This is a genomic window from Pseudoduganella sp. R-32 (assembly GCF_049913245.1).
In the GTDB taxonomy this organism is placed as follows: domain Bacteria; phylum Pseudomonadota; class Gammaproteobacteria; order Burkholderiales; family Burkholderiaceae_D; genus Rugamonas.
Genome location: NZ_CP183987.1, coordinates 1,164,583 through 1,185,461, shown reverse-complemented (window position 1 = coordinate 1,185,461; position 20,879 = coordinate 1,164,583). Strand labels below are relative to the sequence as shown.

The 20,879-nt window shown below is 66.5% G+C and carries 19 protein-coding genes and 1 pseudogene; 14 read left to right on the top strand and 6 right to left on the bottom strand.

Annotation, left to right across the window (positions count from 1 at the left end):
- Positions 1-8: 8 nt before the first annotated feature.
- The 4 genes from ACN9MU_RS05535 to ACN9MU_RS05520 all read right to left on the bottom strand — a co-directional run bounded on the left by ACN9MU_RS05535 (position 9) and on the right by ACN9MU_RS05520 (position 3,246).
- Positions 9-374: a c-type cytochrome gene (locus ACN9MU_RS05535; protein ID WP_426168201.1), complete on the bottom strand. Its 366-nt coding sequence runs from the start codon at positions 372-374 to the stop codon at positions 9-11.
- Positions 371-946: a ferritin-like domain-containing protein gene (locus ACN9MU_RS05530; protein WP_426168197.1), complete on the bottom strand. Its 576-nt coding sequence runs from the start codon at positions 944-946 to the stop codon at positions 371-373. The genes ACN9MU_RS05535 and ACN9MU_RS05530 overlap by 4 nt, the downstream gene beginning before the upstream one ends.
- 23 nt (positions 947-969) lie before the next feature.
- A complete protein-coding gene (locus ACN9MU_RS05525; protein ID WP_426168194.1) occupies positions 970-1,554 on the bottom strand; it encodes an RNA polymerase sigma factor in 585 nt (194 codons plus the stop codon).
- Positions 1,555-1,668: 114 nt separating this feature from the next.
- Positions 1,669-3,246 carry a methyl-accepting chemotaxis protein gene (locus tag ACN9MU_RS05520; RefSeq protein ID WP_426336935.1) on the bottom strand — a complete coding sequence of 526 codons (1,578 nt, stop codon included), beginning with the start codon at positions 3,244-3,246 and terminating at the stop codon, positions 1,669-1,671.
- 152 nt (positions 3,247-3,398) lie between these two features.
- Here ACN9MU_RS05520 and ACN9MU_RS05515 point away from each other — a divergent pair, with 152 nt between their 5' ends.
- The 3 genes and pseudogenes from ACN9MU_RS05515 to ACN9MU_RS05505 all read left to right on the top strand — a co-directional run.
- The gene (locus ACN9MU_RS05515) at positions 3,399-3,860 is read left to right on the top strand and encodes a hypothetical protein (protein WP_426336934.1); all 462 of its coding nucleotides are present in this window, start codon (positions 3,399-3,401) and stop codon (positions 3,858-3,860) included.
- A gap of 79 nt (positions 3,861-3,939) precedes the next feature.
- Complete coding sequence (locus tag ACN9MU_RS05510) at positions 3,940-4,194, top strand: FitA-like ribbon-helix-helix domain-containing protein (protein WP_426336933.1); 255 nt, start codon at positions 3,940-3,942, stop codon at positions 4,192-4,194.
- A gap of 19 nt (positions 4,195-4,213) precedes the next feature.
- Positions 4,214-4,444, top strand: a pseudogene (locus tag ACN9MU_RS05505) (VapC toxin family PIN domain ribonuclease); the annotation flags it as partial.
- A 6-nt stretch (positions 4,445-4,450) separates the two neighbouring features.
- Here the strand turns inward: ACN9MU_RS05505 and ACN9MU_RS05500 are convergent.
- Entirely contained in the window at positions 4,451-6,889 is a 2,439-nt protein-coding gene (locus tag ACN9MU_RS05500) for a penicillin acylase family protein (protein WP_426344281.1), read from the bottom strand.
- Positions 6,890-7,010: 121 nt separating this feature from the next.
- On the opposite strand from ACN9MU_RS05500, the gene ACN9MU_RS05495 reads away from it, so the two are divergent.
- Both ACN9MU_RS05495 and ACN9MU_RS05490 read left to right on the top strand, forming a co-directional pair.
- Entirely contained in the window at positions 7,011-7,715 is a 705-nt protein-coding gene (locus tag ACN9MU_RS05495) for a glutathione S-transferase N-terminal domain-containing protein (protein ID WP_426336931.1), read from the top strand.
- Between the two features lie 62 nt (positions 7,716-7,777).
- Positions 7,778-8,758 carry a cyanophycinase gene (locus tag ACN9MU_RS05490; RefSeq protein ID WP_426320954.1) on the top strand — a complete coding sequence of 327 codons (981 nt, stop codon included), beginning with the start codon at positions 7,778-7,780 and terminating at the stop codon, positions 8,756-8,758.
- On the opposite strand, the gene ACN9MU_RS05485 is transcribed toward ACN9MU_RS05490, so the two are convergent.
- Positions 8,748-9,287: a DUF2058 domain-containing protein gene (locus tag ACN9MU_RS05485; RefSeq protein ID WP_426168174.1), complete on the bottom strand. Its 540-nt coding sequence runs from the start codon at positions 9,285-9,287 to the stop codon at positions 8,748-8,750. The two genes, ACN9MU_RS05490 and ACN9MU_RS05485, sit on opposite strands and share 11 nt — an antisense overlap.
- A gap of 52 nt (positions 9,288-9,339) precedes the next feature.
- Between ACN9MU_RS05485 and ACN9MU_RS05480 the strand changes: the two genes are divergently transcribed.
- The 9 genes from ACN9MU_RS05480 to ACN9MU_RS05440 all read left to right on the top strand — a co-directional run bounded on the left by ACN9MU_RS05480 (position 9,340) and on the right by ACN9MU_RS05440 (position 20,879).
- Complete coding sequence (locus ACN9MU_RS05480) at positions 9,340-10,188, top strand: CAP domain-containing protein (RefSeq protein ID WP_426168171.1); 849 nt, start codon at positions 9,340-9,342, stop codon at positions 10,186-10,188.
- 86 nt (positions 10,189-10,274) lie between these two features.
- Positions 10,275-10,706 carry a nuclear transport factor 2 family protein gene (locus tag ACN9MU_RS05475; protein WP_426168168.1) on the top strand — a complete coding sequence of 144 codons (432 nt, stop codon included), beginning with the start codon at positions 10,275-10,277 and terminating at the stop codon, positions 10,704-10,706.
- Between the two features lie 14 nt (positions 10,707-10,720).
- On the top strand, positions 10,721-12,499 hold the full coding sequence (locus ACN9MU_RS05470) for a tetratricopeptide repeat protein (protein WP_426344280.1): 1,779 nt from the start codon (positions 10,721-10,723) through the stop codon (positions 12,497-12,499).
- A gap of 29 nt (positions 12,500-12,528) precedes the next feature.
- A complete protein-coding gene (locus ACN9MU_RS05465) occupies positions 12,529-15,525 on the top strand; it encodes a sensor histidine kinase (RefSeq protein ID WP_426344279.1) in 2,997 nt (998 codons plus the stop codon).
- A 92-nt stretch (positions 15,526-15,617) separates the two neighbouring features.
- Positions 15,618-16,592 (top strand): alpha/beta fold hydrolase, encoded by a 975-nt coding sequence (locus ACN9MU_RS05460; protein ID WP_426320947.1) that lies wholly within the window; start codon positions 15,618-15,620, stop codon positions 16,590-16,592.
- Positions 16,593-16,595: 3 nt separating this feature from the next.
- The gene (locus ACN9MU_RS05455; protein ID WP_426168157.1) at positions 16,596-18,041 is read left to right on the top strand and encodes a catalase; all 1,446 of its coding nucleotides are present in this window, start codon (positions 16,596-16,598) and stop codon (positions 18,039-18,041) included.
- A gap of 20 nt (positions 18,042-18,061) precedes the next feature.
- Positions 18,062-18,718: a hydrolase gene (locus ACN9MU_RS05450; RefSeq protein ID WP_426168155.1), complete on the top strand. Its 657-nt coding sequence runs from the start codon at positions 18,062-18,064 to the stop codon at positions 18,716-18,718.
- Positions 18,715-18,972, top strand: coding sequence for a DUF1427 family protein (locus ACN9MU_RS05445; RefSeq protein WP_426168153.1), 258 nt, complete (start codon positions 18,715-18,717; stop codon positions 18,970-18,972). Before ACN9MU_RS05450 ends, ACN9MU_RS05445 begins: the two co-directional genes overlap by 4 nt.
- Positions 18,969-20,879, top strand: a complete 1,911-nt coding sequence (locus tag ACN9MU_RS05440) for an amidohydrolase (RefSeq protein ID WP_426168150.1) — start codon at positions 18,969-18,971, stop codon at positions 20,877-20,879. The genes ACN9MU_RS05445 and ACN9MU_RS05440 overlap by 4 nt, the downstream gene beginning before the upstream one ends.

The window sequence follows — 20,879 nt, the reverse complement described above, 5'->3', positions numbered from 1 at the left end:
GGACAAGTTTATCGGCAAGCCTGCTTCAGGTAAGCGATCAGGTCGGCGCGCTCGGCGTCGTCCTTGACGCCTGCATAGCCCATGCTCGTGCCGGGCACGGTCTTCAGCGGATCGGCCAGGAACAGGTTGAGTGTCTGCTCGTTCCAGACGATGCGCGAGCGCCGCATCGCCTGCGAATACGGGAATCCTGCAAGGCTGCCGGCGCGGCGGCCGAACAGGCCGCAATGGCGCGGCCCGGTGCGGTCGTAGGCCAGCGCGTGGCAAGCGAGGCAGCGCTCGTAGACCACCTTGCCAGCGGCCACGCTGGCAGCCGGCGCGGCCTGCGTGGTGGCGCTGCACGCTGCCAGCGCCAGTGCGGCAAGCGGGGTTTTCATGACATGAAGGCCGACGGCACCGGCGCTTCGCCGAGGGCGTTGCGCAGCACCGCCCAGTGCATCGCCTCGTCGCCGAGGATGCTGGCGGCCGCCTTGGCCAGCTCGCGGTTGCCGAACAGCGGCACGGCGCCCAGGTAGGCGCTGACGGCGCCCTTCTCCAGTGCCGCGGCAAAGCGCAGCACGTCCGTCTGCGATGTCAGGTTCTCGGTCGGGAAGGCATATTTCGCCTTGGCGCTAACGGCCTTGCCTCCCAGCTTGGCGATCGTTTTGGCGAGGATGTCGGCATGCTCCTTGTGGTGGCCCTGGAAGGTCACCGCCAGGTCGAGAACCGACTTTTGCAGCAGGCCGCTTTCCGCGCCCAGCTGGTAGGCGGCAATCGCTTCCAGTTCGGCGCCGAGCGCCGTGTTCAGGATGCGCACGTCTTCGTCGGACGATTTGTCGCCTTTGGCGGCCAGGGCGTCTTCGCCCGCCAGCAACGCCACGGCCGCGCCGGACAGCAGCAGCCCCGATCTGGAGAGGAAGGAACGGCGCGTGCCCTGTGCAGCGTCGTCGAGGGAAATCAGGAAGGACATGGTTTTCTCCTTGTGGTGGGTGGTCAGTTTTTCAGCCGTTCGAGAACGTTGGCAACGATGCGGTCGCAGCGTGCGCCGTCGAAGGAAAACGCATCTTCCAGCGCGACATCGAGTTCGCGCGACAAGGCTTCACGCAGCAGGCCGCGGGCGCGGAAATAGCGCGTGCGCACGGTGGCTTCCGGGATGGCGAGGCAGGCGGCGGTTTCCTCCACCGTCATTTCCTCCAGCGCACGCAGGACGAACACCGTGCGGAAGCTGTCGGGCAGGCCATCGATCTTGCGCTCGATCAGGCGCCGCGCCTCGCTGCGCAGCAAGGCCTGCTCCGGTCGTTCCTGGTGTTCGTCCATTGTGTCCTCCACGTCAAGCGGGATGATCTCGGCGCTGCGGCGGCGCGTGCGGCCGATGGCTTCATTGATCACGATGCGGGTCAGCCAGGTCGACATGCTGGCTTCGCCGCGAAAGTCGGCCATCGCGCGGAAAGCCAGCAGGTAGGCTTCCTGCAGCACGTCCTCGGCTTCCGCATCGTCCTTCACGATGCTGCGCGCGGTGCGGTATAGGGCGCGGTTATGGCGGCGCATCAGCTGTTCGAATGCGGCTAGGTCGTTCATGGGGCTCCCCGTTTCTGGCTGTTTTCAAGACATTGGATGTCGCGCGTTGCGCCTGCGTTCCCGAAAAACAAAAAAAAACCACCCGAAGGTGGTTTTCATTATGCAGGGAGGCGCCTAGCGCAGCGCCAGCTGCCGGCCCGGCATGCCGGCCAGGCGGAACTGGCTGACCACGCCCGCCAGCTGGTCGGCCTGCTCCTGCAGCGCTCCGGCTGCAGCAGCGGCCTGTTCGACCAGGGCGGCGTTCTGCTGCGTCACTTCGTCCATCTGGCCGATGGCGCGGTTGACTTCATCGATGCCGGTGCTTTGCTCGGCGCTGGCGACCGAGATCTCCGCCACCACGTCGCTGACGCGGCGCACGCTGGCTAGTACCTGTTCCATGGTGCTGCCGGCCTGCTGCACCAGCCGGGTGCCGGTATTCACCTCGCGCGCGGAGTCGTCGATTAATTGCTTGATCTGCCTGGCCGCCGAGGCGCTACGCTGGGCCAGGTTGCGCACTTCCGATGCGACGACGGCAAAACCGCGTCCCTGCTCGCCGGCACGCGCCGCTTCCACCGCCGCATTCAGAGCCAGGATGTTGGTCTGGAACGCAATGCCGTCGATGACCGCGATGATGTCGACGATCTTGCCGGAGGCGGCGCTGATGTTTTCCATCGTCAGGATCACCTGCTGCACCACCTTGCCGCCATCGCTGGCCACGTTCCATGCCGACTGCGCGAGCTGCTTGGCTTCGCGCGCGTTGTCGGCGTTCTGGCACACAGTGGAGGTCAGCTCCTCCATGGCCGATGCCGTCTCTTCCAGCGAGCTGGCCTGGCTCTCGGTGCGGGCCGACAGGTCCAGGTTGCCGCTGGCGATCTGCGCCGAGGCGGTGGCAATGGCATCGGTGCCGCCGCGCACCTGGCCCACAACGTGCGCCAGGCTATCGTTCATCTCGCGCAGCGATTGCATCAGCGCGCCTGTCTCATCGCGCGATTCGACCTTGATGCTGGCGCTCAGGTCGCCGCCCGCTACGCGCTGCGCCACCGCTACCGCCTCATTCAAAGGCGCCGCCACGATGCGCGCCACCCACAGCGCCAGCAGCACGCCCACCACCAGCAGCGCGGCCAGCATGCCGATGATCAGCTTGCGCGACATCTCGAAGCGTTCCGCTGCGGCTTTTTCGGCGCCGCTGCTGCCTTCGTCGTTATATTTCGACAGCGCTTCGAACTGCTCATTGAGCTTGCGGTAAATCTTGTTGGAAGCACCACGGAACAGCAGGCGCGCCTCTTCCTTGTTGCCGGCGCGCGACAGCGCGGCCAATTTTGCGCTCTGCGCCAGGTAGGCATCGATGTCCTGTTTCAGGTCGGCGTAAATGCGTGACTCTTCGGCATCGGTCACCAGCGCGGCCAGCAATTCCTGTTGCTTGCGCATGGTGTCCAGGCGGCCGGCCATCGATTTTTCGATGGTGCTCATTTCCTCGCCTTCATCCACCAGGATGTGGCTGGCCTCGGAAATGCGGTAGCGGGCCAGCGAGGTCTGCACCTGCCCCACGCAGCGTACTGCCGGCAGCCAGTTGGTGGCGATGTCGGTCGAGGACTTGCTGACCTTGACCAGCTCGACGATGGAGAACAGCCCCATCACGCAGGTGAAGGCGATGACCAGGCTGAACGCGCATAGTAGCTTCTTCCCGATCTTCAGGTGGTAGAACCAGCCCATGATTGTCTCCCTATTATTGTTAGCCCTGGCTTGTTACCAAGAAGCAAATTTCAGGGTAACAAACAGGAGCTTTCAGTTTCCTTTCATCCATTGCCCTGCGGCAAATCGAGGGGTATCGTGTCTGGATTGTGGACACCTCACCGGAGCCGGACATGGCAGAGCACGACATCCCCCAACTCGAAATCCCCGAATCGGTCAAGGCGGCGCTGAGCAACTGGGTGCAACAAGCCGCCCAGGAAGCGGGCAGCCCCCTGCGCAGCGAGATCGAAGAACTGCGTGCGCAATTGGCAGCCGCCCACGCCACGCTGGAAGAAAACGAAGACCAGATCACGCGCCTGAATGGGGAATTGCGCAACGCCCGCAATATCGCGGCGGACGCCCTGGTCGGCAAGGCCAAGGACCAACTGGCGATCGAAGGCAAGGATGCCCAGATCGCCGACCTGCGCGGCCAGCTCGAACGCAGCGTCGCCATCGCGGCCACGCTGTCCGATGCCAAGCTGGCGGCGGAAATGGAGCTGGTCGGCGCCACCACGGCGCGCGACAACTACCTGGCCGAAGCCGCCGAGCTGCGCACCCAGCTCGAAGCCTGCCGCGCCGCGCGCCGAGCCGCGTAATTCATTGCAATCGGCGCTTGCTAGCTTGCATTCATCTGTTTAGGATGAATGCATCCACAGCATTTGTCGGAGGGATTCGATGGCAATGTTAACAATTCGCAACCTTCCCGATGAAGTCCACCGGGCGCTCCGGGTGCGTGCCGCCGGAAATGGGCGCAGCACCGAGGCTGAAGTGCGGGAAATTCTGGCCAGCGCAGTAAAACCGGAAACGCGAATCCGCATGGGCGAAGCCTTGTCTGCACTCGGCCGCGAAATCGGCATTACAGACAAGGACATCGAAACCATAGCTCAAGCCCGTGACAGCAAACCTGCCGAGCCATTGACGCTCGAATGATCGTCCTCGACACCAATGTGGTTTGTTCAGGAGCCGCATCCTTCCCTTCGATATCGAAGCCGCCCGGCATTATGCGGAACTGGCCGCGGCAGCAAAATCCGCCGGGCGTGGATTTCCCACGCCGGTCGGCTACATCGCTGCGATTGCCGCATCGCGCAACTTCATTGTGGCGTTCCGCGATACGGCTCCTTACCAAGCGGCAGGCGTCTCCGTTTTTAATCCATGGGCGCCGCCTGGCCAATCAGGGTAAAGAGATTCACTCCGAGATCTCAACCAGCTTGTAGCCCGGGTCGGAAGTGATCTGGGCCTCGGTATAGGGCAGCTTGATCCACTGGCCTTTCACGTACAGCTTGGTCTCGTCATTGAAATGCGGGCTGTCCGGGTTGGAGGACTGGCTGTAGGTCAGGATGCCTTCCGCTACCGGCCCGCTATCGTCCCAGGTGACGAACTGGATATAGCTGTTGCCGTAGGCGCCGGCGTTGGTTTTCGAATCGGCCGTGTAGATCCAGATGCCGGGATAGATCTGGTTCTTCACGCCGCGCCAGTTCATGAAGGTATAGCGTCCGCCCGGCACGGCCAGGCTGCCGTCGGGGCGCGAAAGGGTTTGCACTTCTTCCGGGCGGGTGCGGCGCTTGGCTGCGGTATCGAACTGGCTGCTGGCGACCAGCGCCTCCAGCTTCGCCATGGCGGCGGCGATGCCTGCGGCGCCGCGCGGCGTCTCCAGCGGGTCGGCCGGGTTGTACGGCACGCTCCACCACGAAGCCGCATTCAGTTCGCCCAGCGCTGCATACAGCTCAAAGAACGGGATGGCGCCGGCGCTGCCTGGCGCATGGGTCTTGTCCCATGCTTGCAGCACAGTGCAGGCATCCTTGGCCGCCGCCGTGGCGGTGCTGGAAGCCAGGCAGGCGGCGGTGAATTCCGGCAGCCATTTCTGCGCCTTGAAGAAGCGTGCCTGCAAGTAAATCTGCTGCAGGTTGGCCATGGTGAAGCGGTTGCCCGGCAGTCCGTCGGCACTGGCCAGGCGGTCACGCACGATGGCGTGGCCGGTACGGGTGCGGTTGTTCTGCGGCGCGCCTTCCACATTCGGGCCGGTGGCGATGATCTTCGGATAACCGGTGAGGAAGGTGCTGGCGGACGGCCACCAGTGACTGTCGTTGGCGTTCAGGATGTAGTCGCTGCGCTTGACCCAGGGCCGCTGGGCGGCGCCGATCGCGCCCGACCAGTCGCAGGCCGAGGTCGTCCCCGCCATCACCACCACGCCGGTGGTGGCCATGATGTCCTGGAATGGCGCGCCTTGCGCCGCACCGGGAACGCAGCCGGCCAGTTGGGCATCTTGCACGTTGGCCGCCACCGAGAAGTCGCCGTACAGGGTATCGCCGGCCTTGTCGGCGGCCATGGTGTTCACCCACGGCATGGCGACATGGGTTGCCGCCGCCGTGCGCAGGCTGTCCACGCTGGTGGACTTGCCGTTCAGGATGACCTGGTCGATCAGCTTATGGTTGGCCAGGTTCGCGTCCTGGATCGCAAACGCCGACGTTGTGCCCCAGGCGAAGGAGCTGTCCATCAGCATCGGGCCGAACTCGGTGGTGTACAGGGTGCGCGACAGCGAGGTGAGCGCGCCGTCGGCGCCCTTGACGCTGATGGTCAGCGGCACCGCCGTCATCGCCACCGGCTTGCCGTCCTTGATGTAGCGGGTCGGGCTGCTCGGGTCGAGCGCCAGGTAGCGCAGCGTGAAGCGGTTGTCGGTGGAGAAGGTGTGGGTCCACGCCACCTTGTCGTTAAAGCCGATCAGCGGCAGCGGCACGCCAAGCAGCGTGGCGCCGTACACGTCGTAGCCTTTGCCGGTGACGGTCAGGTGCAGCTGGTTCAGGCGCAACGCGCCCCACCACGGGAAGTGCGGGTTGCCGAACACCATGCCCTTGCCGGACTGCGTCACGTCCTTGCCCAGCCCGAAGCCGTTGGAGCCGATGGTGTGCTCCTGGATGGCCTGCAAGCCTTTTGCAATCGAGGAATTGGCGTAATCGGAGGCGGCCAGCAGGCGCGGCTTGCTGCGCTTGAGCAGCGCGGCCGTGGCGGTTTTCGGCGGCTGCGCGGAACCGATCTGCTTGATGAAGGCCAGCGAACTGCCGGCCATCGCGGCCTGGGCAAAGCGCAGGTAGGCATCATCCTCCGTCATCGGCTGCACCCAGACGGCGCTGTTGCAGGCTGCCGGCAGGCTGGCCAGCGGAGTCTCCTTCAGGTAGCGGTTGTAGCCGGCCACGAAACCGGCGGTGAGGTCTTGCGCATCCTGGCTGGAGGCGGCCTTGATTTTGGCCGCCAGCGCCGGCGTGAACTGCAGCTTGTAGAAGAAGTCGGAATCGATATTGCCGAAGGTGTCGCCCAGCTGGCCCAGATAGCCGCTGGCGCCGCCAAAGTATTTCGCGCGCTCGCCGTGCAGGGTCACCAGTTCTTCCGCGTACAGGCAGATGTTCTCCTTGGCGAAGGCGTAGCCGTAGCCATAGCCGGCTCCCTTGAAAGTCTCCGCCTTGACGTGCGGGACGCCGTAGGAGGTATAGCGGATCGATGCGACATAGGTGGTGCCGGTAATCGGTGGGGGAGTGGGCGCCGCGGGGGGATCGTCGCTGCTGCTGCCGCAGGCCGCCAGCAGCGCGAACGGGACCAACGTCAGAATACGGGATAAAACATGCTGTCTCATCTTGTCTCCTAGTTATCGGTATGCGCAAAGTTAATTGCTTGGCAATAATAACCCGGCTTGGGCATGAAAAACCGGATTGCCCCATAATCGCGGTTCATTGTCCAACCGCGAGAGATTGAGCATGACTGGCATTACCGACTTTCCCATCAACGCCAAATGGCCCGCCCAACATCCTGAACGCCTGCAGCTGTATTCCCTGTCCACGCCGAACGGCGTCAAGGTATCGATCATGCTGGAAGAAACCGGCCTCGCTTACGAGCCGCACCTGGTCAGCTTCGACAGCAACGACCAGATGTCGCCGGAGTTCCTGTCGCTTAACCCGAACAACAAGATCCCGGCCATCATCGACCCGGACGGTCCGGGCGGCCAGCCGCTGCCGCTGTTCGAATCGGGCGCCATCCTGCTTTACCTGGCCGAGAAAACCGGCAAGCTGATGCCGCAGGACGCGGCCGCGCGCTACGAAACCATCCAGTGGGTGATGTTCCAGATGGGCGGCATCGGCCCGATGTTCGGCCAGGTGGGCTTCTTCCACAAGTTCGCCGGCAAGGAATACGAAGACAAGCGCCCGCGCGACCGCTACATCAACGAATCGGCGCGCCTGCTCGGCGTGCTGGAGCAGCGCCTGCAAGGCCGCAAGTGGATCATGGGCGAGCAGTTCACCATCGCCGATATTGCGATCTTCCCGTGGGTGCGCAACCTGGTGGAATACTACGGCGCCGGCGACCTGGTGGGCTTCGAGAAATTCGCCAACGTGCGCCGCGTGCTGGCCGCCTTCCTCGACCGCCCGGCTGTGGCGCGCGGCCTGAATATTCCAGCCCGCAGCTAAATTCCTGCAAGTGACGGGCGTACAATGGCTGGGCAGGTTTCCACCAGCCCGGGAGCATCGCTATGCCACGCCTCCACCGCCTGTCTGCTGTCTTCCTGCTGCTGGCCGCCGCGCTGGCAGCACCCGCCCACGCCGGCAAGCCTTACCAGTATTACGCGGTGGGCGATCCCACCAACGTCGTCCTGCCGCAGCCTAAAAAACCCAGCCTGGTGCTGATGGGTGGCGGGCCGGACGTCGATGCCGTCTTTGCCTGGATGATCCAGAAAGGCGGCGGCGGCAACTTCGTGGTGATCCGCAGCCGCGGCACCGACGCCTACAACCCCTATATCTTCGCCATGGGCGGGGCACAATCGGTGGAAACGCTGGTGATCCCGAGCCGCGATGCCGCCAACGATCCCTTCGTGGCCGAACGCATCCGCAATGCGGAAGAACTGTTCATCGCCGGCGGCGACCAGTCGGACTACATCAACTTCTGGCAGGGCACGCCAGTGCAGGCTGCGATCCAGGAACTGGCCGGGCGCAAGATCCCGATCGGCGGCACCAGCGCCGGCCTGGCCCTGATGGGGCGCTTCGGCTTTGCGGCACTGAACGGCAGCATCACCTCGGCTGAAGCACTGGCCAATCCCTACGACAAACGCATGACGCTTGAGCGCGACTTCCTGCTGCTGCCCGACCTGGGCAGCGTGATTACCGACGCCCACTTCGACACGCGCGACCGCATGGGTCGCCTGGTGGCCTTCATCGCCCGCATCGTCAATGATGGCTGGGCCGGCATGGCGCGCGGCATCGGGGTGGACGTGGAAACGGCGCTGCTGGTGGAAGACGGCAAGGGCACGCGCGTGGGCACGGGCTCGGTCACCTTCCTGCAATCGGTCGGCCTGCCGCAAGTGTGCAAGCCAAAGCAGCCCTTGACCTACCTGAACCTGCAGGGACAGCGCATGTCGGGCGGCGGCAGCTTCGATTTGCGCAACTGGGCCGGCTATGGCGGCGCGACGGTGCCGTTCACCGTGTCCGCCGAAGCCGGGGTGCTGCTTACCAGGTAAAGTCGTCCGGGATCTTGTAGTCGGCGTAAGGATCGTCTTCCGCCGGCTGCTCGCTGGCGGCCTTCTTGACCGCCACCACCACTTCCGGTGCCCGTTCGGCGATCTTCTCGCCCACCACTTTCGGCACCAGTTCGGCCACGCCGTCCAGCACCACGATCACCAGGCGGCCGTTGACCAGGTGCTGCTGCACCTTATCCGATACGTAAATGCGCTCGATCTTGCTGCCGATGGTGAAGTTGTAGGCGACATCGCCGTTGCCTTTCGGCTGGCGGTGCTGCTGCACCATCTGGACCACCTGGGCCAGGATAGCCTTCTGGGTGGCAGCCGCGTCGCGCGCCGCGTTCAGCTCGCGCGCACGCTCGGCATTCTTGCGCTGCTGCTCCAGGGCCGCCTCGCGCGTCTGGTCCACGGCCTTGGTGCCGCTGCGCAGTTCTTCCTTGTGCTGCTTGGACTTTTCCTGCTGCACCTTGTTGACCTTCTTCTTGTCGACCAGGCCAGCCTTCATCAATTGTTCTTGCAATGAAACCATTGTCACACTCCTTTGTTGCCCGCAAGTTTAGCAGAGCGCGTATAGTGCCTGCATGAAGAGACTTGCTATTCTCGCAACCGCGCTCGCCACGCTGCTGCCGCCTGCCCATGCCGGCGATGCCGAACAACTTGTGGCGATGGTCAACGCCTGGCGTGCCGCGCCGGCCGCCTGCCAGGGCAAGCAGCGCCCCGCCGTAGCGGTGCTGGCGCCAAAGCCGGTACTGTCGCGCATCGCGCTGCGGCCCGGCATGATCCTGCTGGCGGCGCTGGACAGCGCCGGCTACGACCCGGAAGTCGCCGACGCGGTCAATGTGGAGGGCCCCGCAGACGCGCGCAGCGCCTTCGAGGCCCTGCGCGACTCGTATTGCGCCACGCTGGGCAGCGCGCGCTATCGCGAGATCGGCGCCCACCGCTCAGGCAATGAATGGACCATCGTGCTGGCGGTGCCGGCGCCGAACCCGCTGATGCTGCTGCCCGATATGGCCGATGCAGCGCGGGAGGTCTTCAGGGCGACTAATGCGGCGCGCGCCCAGGCGCGCCAATGCGGCGACACCTGGATGGACGCTGCGCCGGCGCTGGCCTGGAACAAGGACCTGGCAGCGGCCGCCCTGGCCCACAGCCAGGACATGGCGCAGCAAGGCTACTTCGCCCATAAGAACAAGCAGGGCAACGAGGTGTCACAGCGCGCCGAAGCGCAAGGCTACCGCTGGCGCCATATCGGCGAAAACATTTCGCGCGGCCAGTCCAGTGCGACGGAGGCCGTGGCCGGCTGGATCAACAGTCCCGGCCATTGCTTGAACCTGATGAACCCGCGCTTCACCGAGTTCGGCGCCGGCGTCGCCATCCGCCAGGGCAAGCGCCCGGCAGCCTACTGGACCCAGGTATTCGGCGCCCCGCGCTGAGCTTGACATCTGCCCCCTGCGTACTAGGCTTATCTGATCGGCAGCCTGCGGCATGCCGCTGCAGGTGCCGGTGTTTGGGGGATGTCATGGACACCAAAAAGTTCATCAGTGAAGGCTACAAGCTATTCGCGGCAGGCGACCTGAAAGGCCTGCTCGAACGCTATAACGACGATGCGGAGATGATCAATCCCGACTCCGACTACCTGCCCATAGGTGGCAGCTATCAAGGCAAGCAGCAGATAGCCGAATTCTTCGTGAAGTTGAATGAGACCACGCAGTGCACTTACCTCGAACCGAAGACCATGGTGCAGGAAGGCGATACCGTGGTGGTGACCGGCGACTCGAGCTGGATTGCCCGCAGCACGGGTATCGCCTACGAGAATCCGTTCGTCCACGTCTTCAAGATGCGCGACAATAAAGTCGCTTCATTGCGCGCCTACTACGACACCAGCAAGCTGGAGCATGCCCTGCACCCGGCCACCACCGGCCAGGCTGCCGGCAAGCCCTTGCACCACTGACAAGGAGAGCTGACATGCCGGCCGCCCGTGCCCTGCCCTTCATGCTGTGCCTGGCGGCCGGCGCCCTCCCTGCCGGCTCGCAGGCAGTACGCGAGCCGGCCTTCGATCCGCTGCTGGATGGCGCGCTATGCGCCAATCCGGCCGGCGGCCGGCCGCTGTTGCTGGCGCTGGCGGCGCCGGCCGAAACGGCGCCCTTCAAGCCGGCGCAGCAGGCGCGCCAGGCGCAGGCAGGCGGTCCGCCGCCGCTGTACAAGGACCTGGGCAAGCTGCATTTCTCGATCACCACGCGCAGCCCGCGCGCGCAGGCTTACTTCGACCAGGGCCTGCGCCTGCTGTTCGCCTTCAACCACGCGGAAGCGGCCCGCGCCTTCCACGCCGCGCAGCAGGCCGACCCGCAGTGCGCCATGTGCCACTGGGGCGAGGCGCTGGTGCTGGGGCCGAACATCAATGCGCCGATGTTTCCCGACATGGCGGGGCCGGCGTTTGCGGCAGCCGAGCGCGCAGCGGCGGCAGCCAATAGCGCCAGCCCGGTGGAACAGGCGCTGGTGCGCGCCGTCAACCGGCGCTACGCCGCGCAGCCGCCAGCCGACCGCGCAGCGCTGGACCAGGCCTATGCCGCCGCCATGGCCGACGCTGCGCGCAGCTTCCCCAACGAGGACACGGTGCAGGTGCTGTTCGCCGAAGCGCTGATGGACTTGTCGCCCTGGGATTACTGGGAAGCGGGCGGCGCCAGCCCGAAAGGCCGCACGCAGGAGCTGGTCGATGCGCTGGAGCGGGTGCTGGAGCGCAATCCCAGCCACCCCGGCGCCATCCATTACTACATCCACGCGATGGAAGCCTCGACCCATCCCGAAAAAGCCCTGCCCCATGCGCGCCAGCTGGCCAGGCAGATGCCCGGCGCCGGCCATATCGTGCACATGCCGTCGCACATCTACTACCGCGTCGGCCTGTACAAGGACGCGCTGCAGGCGAATCTCGATGCCATTGCCATTGACGAAACCTACTTCCGCGGCGCCGCCAGCGACCCGGTGTACAAGGGCGCCTACTATCCGCACAACATCCACTTCGCGATGGTCTCGGCGCTGATGGGCGGCGACGGCAAGGCCGCACTGCAGGCGACGCAACGCCTGGAGCAGTCGATCAGCCCGGAACAGCTGCGCGCGATTCCGCCGCTGCAGCCGGTGCGCGCCGCGCCCTACTTCGCCCACGTGCAGTTCAGCAGCCCCGGCACGCTGCTGGCGCTGCCGGCTCCGGCCGAGGAATTCGTGCTGCTGCGCGCGATGTGGCATTACGCGCGCGCCGTCGGCTTTGCGCGCACGGCGATGTGGGACGACAGCCAGCGCGAGGTTGACCGCATTGCCGCCATCGAGCAACAGGCCGACTTCAAGCCGCTGCAGGACTGGGGCGTGCCCGGCGCCGATATCGTGCGCACCGCGCGCCTGGTGGCAGCGGGCAAGCTGGCCGAGGCGAAGGGCGAGCTGCCCGGCGCGATCGCCCTGTTCACGCAGGCGGTGGCGGCGCAGGATGCGCTGCCCTATACCGAGCCGCCGTACTGGTACTACCCGGTGCGCCAGTCGCTGGGGGCGGCGCTGCTCAAGGCCGGCAAGCTGGAAGAAGCGGAAGCGGCGTTCCGCGCCTCGTTCGCCAAAACGCCGAGCAATGGCTGGGCCCTGCGCGGCCTGGCCGCGGTGTACGAGAAACGCGGCGACAAGGCCGCCGCCGCCGCTGCGCACAAGCGATTCGCCGCCACCTGGCTGGGCCCCAGCGGCGGGCCCGACCTTTCGCGTTTATAGGGCGGGCGCGAATCACCTACACTAGCGGAATGTTTCTCCGCTCCCTGATCGCTGCCCTCGCTCTGGCAGCAAGCTGCGCCACGCAGGCCGCGCCGGCGCGCCTGCTGGCCGACTACACCCATACCGCCTGGACCCGCCTGCAGGGCGCGCCCAGCGACGTTGTCAAATTCGCCCAGACGCGCGACGGCTGGCTGTGGATCGCCTCGCCCGGCGGTCTGCACCGCTTCGACGGCGCCCATTTCGAGCGCATCGAAAGCCTGGCCGGGCACCGGCTGCAGTCGACCAGCACCATGGGCTTGCTGGCCACCCGCGACGGCGGCTTGTGGATCGGGCACCGCTTCGGCGGCGTCACCGCCTTCGTGGACGGCAAGGTGCGCGAATTCACGCCGGCCGAAGGCTTGCCCGCATCGGCGGTGCTGAGCCTGACGGAGGGCCCGGACGGCGCCATCTGGGTCGCGGCCGGCGGCGGCCTGGCGCAGCTCAGGCCCGGCGCCGGCCGCTTCCAACGGGTCGGGCCCGAAAGCGGGCTGCCGGACGGCGGCGCGCGCCAGATCCTGTTCAGCCGCAACGGGCGGCAGTGGGTGTCGGTGCGGGGCGGCGTCTACTGGCGCGAGCCGGGCCAGTTGCAGTTCCGGCGCGCCTGGCCCTACCTCGACCTGATGTCGCTGGCCGAAGGGCCGGACGGCACCATGTGGGCCACGGACGGCAACGACCGCGGCTACCGCCTGCAGGACCGGGCCCCGGCCAGCGGCGCCGCGCCGCAGGCGGAAGTGGCGGCCAACGGCATCCACTTCGACCGCCACGGGACCATGTGGCTGCTCAAGGCCCACGCGCTGGAGCGCCTGGCCGGCGACGGCGCTGCCGAAGGCGATGCGGCGCAGCAGCTGACGCGCGAGAGCGGCATCAGCGGCGGCCTGCCGCAGACCTGGTTCGAAGACCGCGAAGGCAATATCTGGATCGGCACCTCGGCCGGCCTGGACCGGCTGCGCCGCAACCGCCTGCGCCTGCTGGCCACGCCCGAGGAACTGGACCATCCGGGCATGCTGGCCGACAGCGAGGGCCGCATCCTGGTCAGCAATATGGCGGGCGCGGTCTACAGCTACAGCAGCGAAGGCCTGCGCCTGCGGCGCGAAGCCGGCAGCATGACCGCCGCCTACCGCGCCCCGGACGGCGCGCTCTGGTTCGGCACCGACAGCGAGCGCTGGCGCCGCGCGCCCTCCGGCCTGCTGACCCGCTATCCGCACCCGCCGCAACACGCGCAGCACGACGTGCAGGCCATGACGCTGGACCGCGCGGGCCGCATGTGGCTGTCGCTTTCGCGCAAGGGGCTGTTCATGGCCGAAGGCAACAACTGGCGCAAGGATGGCGGCGTGGCCGGCCTGCCGCAGGGCCTGGCGCCCGCCGTGGCCAGCGACGAGCAAGGGCGCATCTGGGTCGGCTACCTGGGCAGCCGCATCGCCGTCATCGAGGATGGCCGGGCGCGCATCTTCGGCCCCGAGCAGGGCGTGGGCATCGGCAACGTGCTGGCGCTGCAGGCTGACGGCCCGCGCATGTGGGCCGGCGGCGAGTTCGGCCTGGGCTGGTTCGACAGCGCCGGCTACCATGCGGTGGAAGCCGGCTTGCGCGGCATTTCCGGCATCGCGCGCACGGCGCATGGCGAGCTGTGGCTGCACGGCATCGACGGCATCTCGCGCCTGTCGGCCGCGCAGCTCACGCGCTTGCTGACCGACCCGGCCTACCTGCCGCAGTTCGAGCGCTTCGATGCCCAGGACGGCCTGCTGGGCAGCGCGGAGCAGTTCCGCCCCCTGCCCTCGCTGGTGCAGGGCAGCGACGGCAAGCTGTGGTTTTCGACCGCCAACAATATTGCCAGCATCGATCCCGCCAACATCGCGCGCAACACGCTGGCGCCGGCGGTGCAGATCCGCGCCCTGCGTTCGGGTGGCGCATCCTACCTGCCGCTGCCTGCATTACAGCTGCCCAAGGGCAGCAAGGACCTGGCCATCGCTTTCACGGCGCTCAGCCTGTCGATGCCGGAACGGGTGCGCTTCCGCTACCGCCTGGAGGGCGTGGACCAGGAATGGCAGGAGGTACAAGGCCGGCGCGAGGCCTTCTACACCAATTTGCAGCCGGGCCGCTATCGCTTCCGCGTGACGGCGGCCAACGAGCACGGCGTGTGGAATGAAGACGGCGCCAGCATGCAGCTGGAGATCCTGCCGTCGTTCACCCAGACCGGCTGGTTCGACGCCCTGCTGCTGGCGGCAGCGGCACTGGCGCTGCTGGCGCTGTATGCCTTGCGCGTGCGCCAGCTGACGGAACGCATGCGCGACCTGCAGCAGGAGCGCCTGGCCGAGCGCGCCCGCATCGCGCGCGGCTTGCACGACACGCTGCTGCAAAGCGTGCAGGGGCTGATCATGTTCTTCGACCGCCAGGCTGCCTTGCTGCCCCGCGACAGCGAGGAAAAGGCCAGGATCGAGCAGACGCTGGAGCTGGCCGACCAGCTGATGGCCGAGGGCCGCAACTACATCATGGACTTGCGCGGCGACGGCGAGGCGGAGAACCTGGCCCAGGTGCTGCGCCAGTACGGCACGGTGCTGCTGAACGAGCGCTTCCACTTGTCGGTGACGCAGGCGGCGCGCCCGCTGCTCGACCATGTGCACTGCGAGGTGCTGGTCATCGCGCGCGAGGCGCTGTTCAATGCCGCGCGCCATTCCCAGGCAACGCGGGTCGACCTGCTGATCGACTACGGCGCCACCCTGTTCCAGCTCGAAGTCAGCGACAACGGCGGCGGCATCGGCAGCAATCCGGCCCTGCCAGGACACTTCGGCCTGGTCGGCATGCAGGAACGCGCCGCAGCGCTGGGCGCCACCTGCACCATCGTCTCGCCGGCGCAGGGCGGCACCGCGGTGCGCCTGCAGATGCCGGCGCAGCTGGCCTATGCCGAACGGCGCAGCGACAGCCTGCTGCGCCGCCTGTGGCGCTGGCTGCCCGACAAGCCGGCGCTGCCGGCCCTCCCCCAAAAGAGGTAGGCGGCGCGCCCCCGGATGGGCGATTCGGCTGCGGCATCGGCTGGCTATTCTTTCAATTGCTGTTTAACCACTTGAAGAAAGAAGAACCGACCATGCCATCCCCTATCAGCAACCGCCGCCGCAACGTCCTGCTGGGCGCTGCCACCGCCGTCGCCGCCGCCGGCGCCTCGCTCTCCGCTTCCAGCGCCGCCGCCGCACCGGCCGGCGCCAGGGCCTCCGCCGCCGCCGGCCGCACTTCCGGCACCTTCACCACCCGCGACGGCGTGGAAATCTATTACAAGGACTGGGGCCCGCGCAACGGCCCGGTAGTCGTGTTCAGCCATGGCTGGCCGCTGAATTCGGACAGCTGGGAATCGCAGATGCTGTTCCTGGCCGACCGTGGCTACCGCACCATCGCGCACGACCGCCGCGGCCATGGCCGTTCCAGCCAGCCCTGGGACGGCAACGACATGGACCACTACGCCGACGACCTGGCACAGCTGCTGGACCTGCTGGACGTGAAGAACGCAGCGCTGTTCGGCTTCTCGACCGGCGGCGGCGAAGTGGCGCGCTACCTGAGCCGCCATGGCAGCAAGCGCATCGCCAAAGCCGGCCTGATTTCCGCCGTGCCGCCGCTGATGCTGAAGACCGCCACCAATCCGGGCGGCCTGCCGATCGAAGTGTTCGACGGCATCCGCGCCGGCTCGCTGAAAGACCGCTCGCAGCTCTACCTGGACATCGCTTCCGGCCCGTTCTTCAACTTCAACCGCCCGGGCGCCAAGCCATCGCAAGGCATGATTAACGCCTGGTGGATGCAAGGCATGATGGCCGGCCACAAGAACACCTACGACTGCATCAAGGCCTTCTCCGAAACCGACTTTACCGCCGACCTGAAAAAGATCGACATCCCGATGCTGGTGCTGCACGGCGACGACGACCAGATCGTGCCGATCGACGCTGCCGCCAAGTCCGCCGCCAAGCTGCTGAAGAATGCCAAGCTGGTGGTCTACCCTGGCGCGCCGCATGGCCTGACCGACACCCACAAGGACAAGCTGAACGCCGACCTGCTGGCTTTCATCAAGGGCTAAGCAATGGAACGCAAGCTCACTACCGCGGCCGGCGCGCCGGTTGCGGACAACCAGAACGTGGAAACCGCGGGCCCGCGCGGCCCCATGCTGCTGCAGGACGTGTGGCACCTGGAAAAGCTGGCGCACTTCCACCGCGAAGTGATCCCTGAGCGGCGCATGCACGCCAAGGGCTCGGGCGCCTTCGGCTGCTTCACCGTGACGCACGACATCACGCGCTACACCAAAGCCGCGCTGTTCGGCGCCGTGGGCAGGAAGACCGAGGTGTTCGCGCGCTTTTCCACCGTGGCCGGCGAGCGGGGCGCGGCCGACGCGGAACGCGATATCCGCGGCTTCGCCGTCAAGTTCTACACCGAGCAGGGCAATTGGGACGTGGTGGGCAACAACACCCCGGTGTTCTTCATGCGCGACCCGCTGAAGTTCCCGGACCTGAACCACGCCGTCAAGCGCGACCCGCGCAGCAACCTGCGCAGCGCCGAGAACAACTGGGACTTCTGGACCCTGCTGCCGGAAGCGCTGCACCAGGTGACCATCGTGATGAGCGAGCGCGGCATCCCCGCCTCGTACCGCCACATGCACGGCTTCGGCAGCCACACCTTCAGTTTCATCAACGCCGGCGGTGAACGGCACTGGGTCAAGTTCCACTTCACCAGCCAGCAAGGCATCGTCAACCTGAGCGATGCCGAGGCTGCGGAATTGATTGCAAAGGACCGCGAATCGTCCCAGCGCGACCTGTTCGAAGCGATCGAGCGCGGCGAGTACCCGCGCTGGACGCTGAAAGTGCAGCTGATGACGGAGCAGCAGGCCGCGCAGGCAGCCTTCAATCCCTTCGACCTGACCAAGGTCTGGCCGCACAAGGACTATCCGCTGCATGAAGTGGGCGTGCTGGAGTTGAACCGCAACCCGGGCAACTATCACGCCGACGTCGAACAGGCCGCCTTCACGCCGGCCAACGTGGTGCCGGGCATCGGCTTTTCGCCCGACCGCATGCTGCAATCGCGCCTGTTCGCCTATGGCGACGCCCAGCGCTACCGCCTGGGCGTGAACCACCACGCGATCCCGGTCAACACGCCGCGCTGCCCCTTCCACAGCTATCACCGCGACGGCGCCATGCGCGTCGACGGCAACCAGGGCGCCACCATCGGCTACGAGCCGAACTCGAAGGGGGAATGGCAGCAACAAGCCGCCTACGCCGAGCCGCCCCTGTCCCTGGACGGCGCCGCCGCGCATTACAACCACCGCGCCGACGATGACTACTACAGCCAGCCGCGCGCCCTGTTCCGCCTGATGGACGAGCAGCAGCGCCAAGCCCTGTTCGACAACACGGCCCGCTCGCTGGCCGGCGTGCCGCTGCACATCCAGCAGCGCCACATTGAAAACTGCAACAAGGCCGATGAAGCCTACGGCGCCGGCGTGTCCGCCGCGCTCGACAAGTTGCGCCCACTCTGGTAACTCACTTAAAAGGAAACAACATGACCATTAACGCCAAAGCCACCCCGGGTTCCCTGCTGCTGACGCCGCGCGACCACACCCTGATCATGATCGACCACCAGTCGCAGATGGCGTTCGCCACCCACTCGATCGACGCCGTCCAGCTGCGCAACAACGCCGCCCTGGTGGCGCACGCCGCCGCCGGATTCGACGTGTCGACCATCGTCACCACCGTGGCCGAGAAGAGCTTCTCCGGCCCGGTCTTCGACGAGATCAAGGACGCCTTCCCGGGCGCGGAAATCACCGACCGCACTTCCATGAACACCTGGGAAGACGAGAACGTGATCCGCCGCGTCAACGCCATCGGCAAGAAGCGCATCGTGCTGGCCGGCCTGTGGACCGGCGTCTGCATCGTCGGCCCGGCACTGTCCGCGCTGGACCAGGGCTTCGAGGTGTACGTGATCGCCGACGCCTGCGGCGACGTGTCCACCGAAGCGCACGAGCGCGCCATGGACCGCATGGTGCAGGCCGGCGCCCGCCCAATGACCTCGCTGCAATACCTGCTGGAACTGCAGCGCGACTGGGCCCGCACCGACACCTATGAACTGACCACCGGCATCGCCAAGAAATTCGGCGGCGCCTACGGCCTGGGCATCATCTACGCCCAGACCATGTTCCACGCCAAGGAAGGCCAGTGAAGATTTATCTTCTCTCGCTGGGTGCCGGCCTGCTGGCCGGCATCCTGTACGGCGTGCTGAACGTGCGCTCGCCGGCGCCGCCCGTGGTGGCGCTGGTGGGGCTGCTCGGCATACTGCTGGGAGAACAGGTGCCGCCGCTGGTCCGCCAGTGGCTGGCGCCGAAGGAACAGCAGTTATCATGGCTGCAAGAACACGTTAAGCCGCACTGTTTCGGCGAACTGCCTTGCGCTGCAAAGAACGAGGAGAAGCAATGACTGCTCCGGAGCTGATACTCCACAACGGCCGCTTCACGACGCTGGACAAGGGCCAGCCCGAGGCCGATGCGGTTGCCGTCACCGGCGGCCGTTTTTCCCGTGTGGGCGAGGCGCGCGAGATCCTGCCGCTGGCCGGAGCGCAAACGCGCGTGATCGACCTGCAGGGCCGGCGCGTGCTGCCCGGCCTGATCGACAACCACCTGCACCTGATCCGCGGCGGCCTGAACTTCAATATGGAGTTGCGCTGGGACGGCGTGCGCTCGCTGGCCGACGCCATGGCCATGCTGCGCGCCCAGGTGGCCATCACCCCGGCGCCGCAATGGGTGCGCGTGGTGGGCGGCTTCACCGAACACCAGTTCGTGGAAAAGCGCCTGCCGACCATCGAGGAACTGAATGCCGTGGCGCCTGACACGCCGGTATTCATCCTGCACCTGTACGACCGCGCCCTGCTGAACGGCGCCGCGCTGCGCGCTGTAGGCTACGACCGCAACACGCCGGAGCCGCCGGGCGGCCAGATTCTGCGCGACAGCGCCGGCAACCCCACCGGGCTGCTGCTGGCCAAGCCGAACGCCTCCATCCTGTACGCCACGCTGGCCAAGGGCCCCAAATTGCCGCCGGAATACCAGCTCAACTCGACCCGCCACTTCATGCGCGAGCTGAATCGCCTCGGCGTGACCGGCGCGCTGGACGCGGGCGGCGGCAACCAGAACTACCCCGAGGACTACCAGGTGATCCAGCAACTGGCCGATGCGGGCGAACTGACCATCCGCCTGGCCTACAACCTGTTCACGCAAAAACCGAAACAGGAGAAGGACGATTTCCTGCACTGGGCAGCCAGCAGCAAGTACCAGCAGGGCGACGATTACTTCCGCCACAATGGCGCGGGCGAGATGCTGACCTTCTCGGCCGCCGACTTCGAAGACTTCCGCCAGCCGCGGCCGGACATGCCGGCCAATATGGAAGACGACCTGGAAGGCGTGATCCGCATCCTGGTGCAGAACCGCTGGCCGTGGCGCATGCATGCGACCTATGACGAAACCATTTCGCGCGCGCTGGACGTGTTCGAAAAAGTGAACCGCGACATGCCGCTCGACGGCCTGCACTGGTTCTTCGATCACGCGGAAACCATTTCGCCGCAATCGATCGACCGCATCGCGGCGCTGGGCGGCGGGGTGGCGGTGCAGCACCGCATGGCCTACCAGGGCGAGTATTTCGTCGAGCGCTACGGTGCGGCAGCGGCGGAAGCGACGCCGCCGGTGAAATACCTGCTGGAATCCGGCGTCAAGGTGTCGGCCGGCACGGACGCCACGCGCGTGGCCTCGTACAACCCGTGGGTCTCGCTGTCCTGGCTGACCACCGGGCGCACGGTGGGCGGCATGCGGCTCTACCCGCAGCGCAACCTCCTGGACCGCGAAGCGGCGCTGCGCATGTGGACCGAGAACGTGACCTGGTTCTCCAACGAGGAAGGCAAGAAGGGGCGCATCGCCGTCGGCCAGCTGGCCGACCTGATGGTGCCTGACCGCGACTTCCTGCGCTGCCCGGAGGACGAGATTGCCGGCACCACGTCCCTGCTCACCGTGGTTGGCGGCAAGGTGGTGTACGGCGCCGGCCCGTTCGGCCAGTACGATCCGCCGACCCCGACCGCCATGCCGGACTGGTCGCCGGTGCGCCAGTACGGCGGCTACGGCGCCTGGGGCGCCATGCCGGGCGCCGTGGCGCGCGGCGCGCAGGGTGGCGCAGCAGGCCACGCCAGGACTGCCGCCATGGCTGCGGCGGCGGCCTGCGGCTGCTCCAGCCAATGCGGCATGCACGGCCACCAGCACGCGACGGCCTGGACCCGCTCCCTGCCGATTGCGGACCTGAAGTCGTTCTGGGGCGCGCTGGGCTGCTCCTGCTGGGCGGTGTGA

What these genes read in the sequence shown, in the direction of transcription:
- ACN9MU_RS05535 (WP_426168201.1), bottom strand. Translation starts at nt 374, where the DNA reads ATGAAAACCCCGCTTGCCGCACTGGCGCTGGCAGCGTGCAGCGCCACC.
- ACN9MU_RS05530 (WP_426168197.1), bottom strand. Translation starts at nt 946, where the DNA reads ATGTCCTTCCTGATTTCCCTCGACGACGCTGCACAGGGCACGCGCCGT.
- ACN9MU_RS05525 (WP_426168194.1), bottom strand. Translation starts at nt 1,554, where the DNA reads ATGAACGACCTAGCCGCATTCGAACAGCTGATGCGCCGCCATAACCGC.
- ACN9MU_RS05520 (WP_426336935.1), bottom strand. Translation starts at nt 3,246, where the DNA reads ATGGGCTGGTTCTACCACCTGAAGATCGGGAAGAAGCTACTATGCGCG.
- ACN9MU_RS05515 (WP_426336934.1), top strand. Translation starts at nt 3,399, where the DNA reads ATGGCAGAGCACGACATCCCCCAACTCGAAATCCCCGAATCGGTCAAG.
- ACN9MU_RS05510 (WP_426336933.1), top strand. Translation starts at nt 3,940, where the DNA reads ATGGCAATGTTAACAATTCGCAACCTTCCCGATGAAGTCCACCGGGCG.
- ACN9MU_RS05500 (WP_426344281.1), bottom strand. Translation starts at nt 6,889, where the DNA reads ATGAGACAGCATGTTTTATCCCGTATTCTGACGTTGGTCCCGTTCGCG.
- ACN9MU_RS05495 (WP_426336931.1), top strand. Translation starts at nt 7,011, where the DNA reads ATGACTGGCATTACCGACTTTCCCATCAACGCCAAATGGCCCGCCCAA.
- ACN9MU_RS05490 (WP_426320954.1), top strand. Translation starts at nt 7,778, where the DNA reads ATGCCACGCCTCCACCGCCTGTCTGCTGTCTTCCTGCTGCTGGCCGCC.
- ACN9MU_RS05485 (WP_426168174.1), bottom strand. Translation starts at nt 9,287, where the DNA reads ATGGTTTCATTGCAAGAACAATTGATGAAGGCTGGCCTGGTCGACAAG.
- ACN9MU_RS05480 (WP_426168171.1), top strand. Translation starts at nt 9,340, where the DNA reads ATGAAGAGACTTGCTATTCTCGCAACCGCGCTCGCCACGCTGCTGCCG.
- ACN9MU_RS05475 (WP_426168168.1), top strand. Translation starts at nt 10,275, where the DNA reads ATGGACACCAAAAAGTTCATCAGTGAAGGCTACAAGCTATTCGCGGCA.
- ACN9MU_RS05470 (WP_426344280.1), top strand. Translation starts at nt 10,721, where the DNA reads ATGCCGGCCGCCCGTGCCCTGCCCTTCATGCTGTGCCTGGCGGCCGGC.
- ACN9MU_RS05465 (WP_426344279.1), top strand. Translation starts at nt 12,529, where the DNA reads ATGTTTCTCCGCTCCCTGATCGCTGCCCTCGCTCTGGCAGCAAGCTGC.
- ACN9MU_RS05460 (WP_426320947.1), top strand. Translation starts at nt 15,618, where the DNA reads ATGCCATCCCCTATCAGCAACCGCCGCCGCAACGTCCTGCTGGGCGCT.
- ACN9MU_RS05455 (WP_426168157.1), top strand. Translation starts at nt 16,596, where the DNA reads ATGGAACGCAAGCTCACTACCGCGGCCGGCGCGCCGGTTGCGGACAAC.
- ACN9MU_RS05450 (WP_426168155.1), top strand. Translation starts at nt 18,062, where the DNA reads ATGACCATTAACGCCAAAGCCACCCCGGGTTCCCTGCTGCTGACGCCG.
- ACN9MU_RS05440 (WP_426168150.1), top strand. Translation starts at nt 18,969, where the DNA reads ATGACTGCTCCGGAGCTGATACTCCACAACGGCCGCTTCACGACGCTG.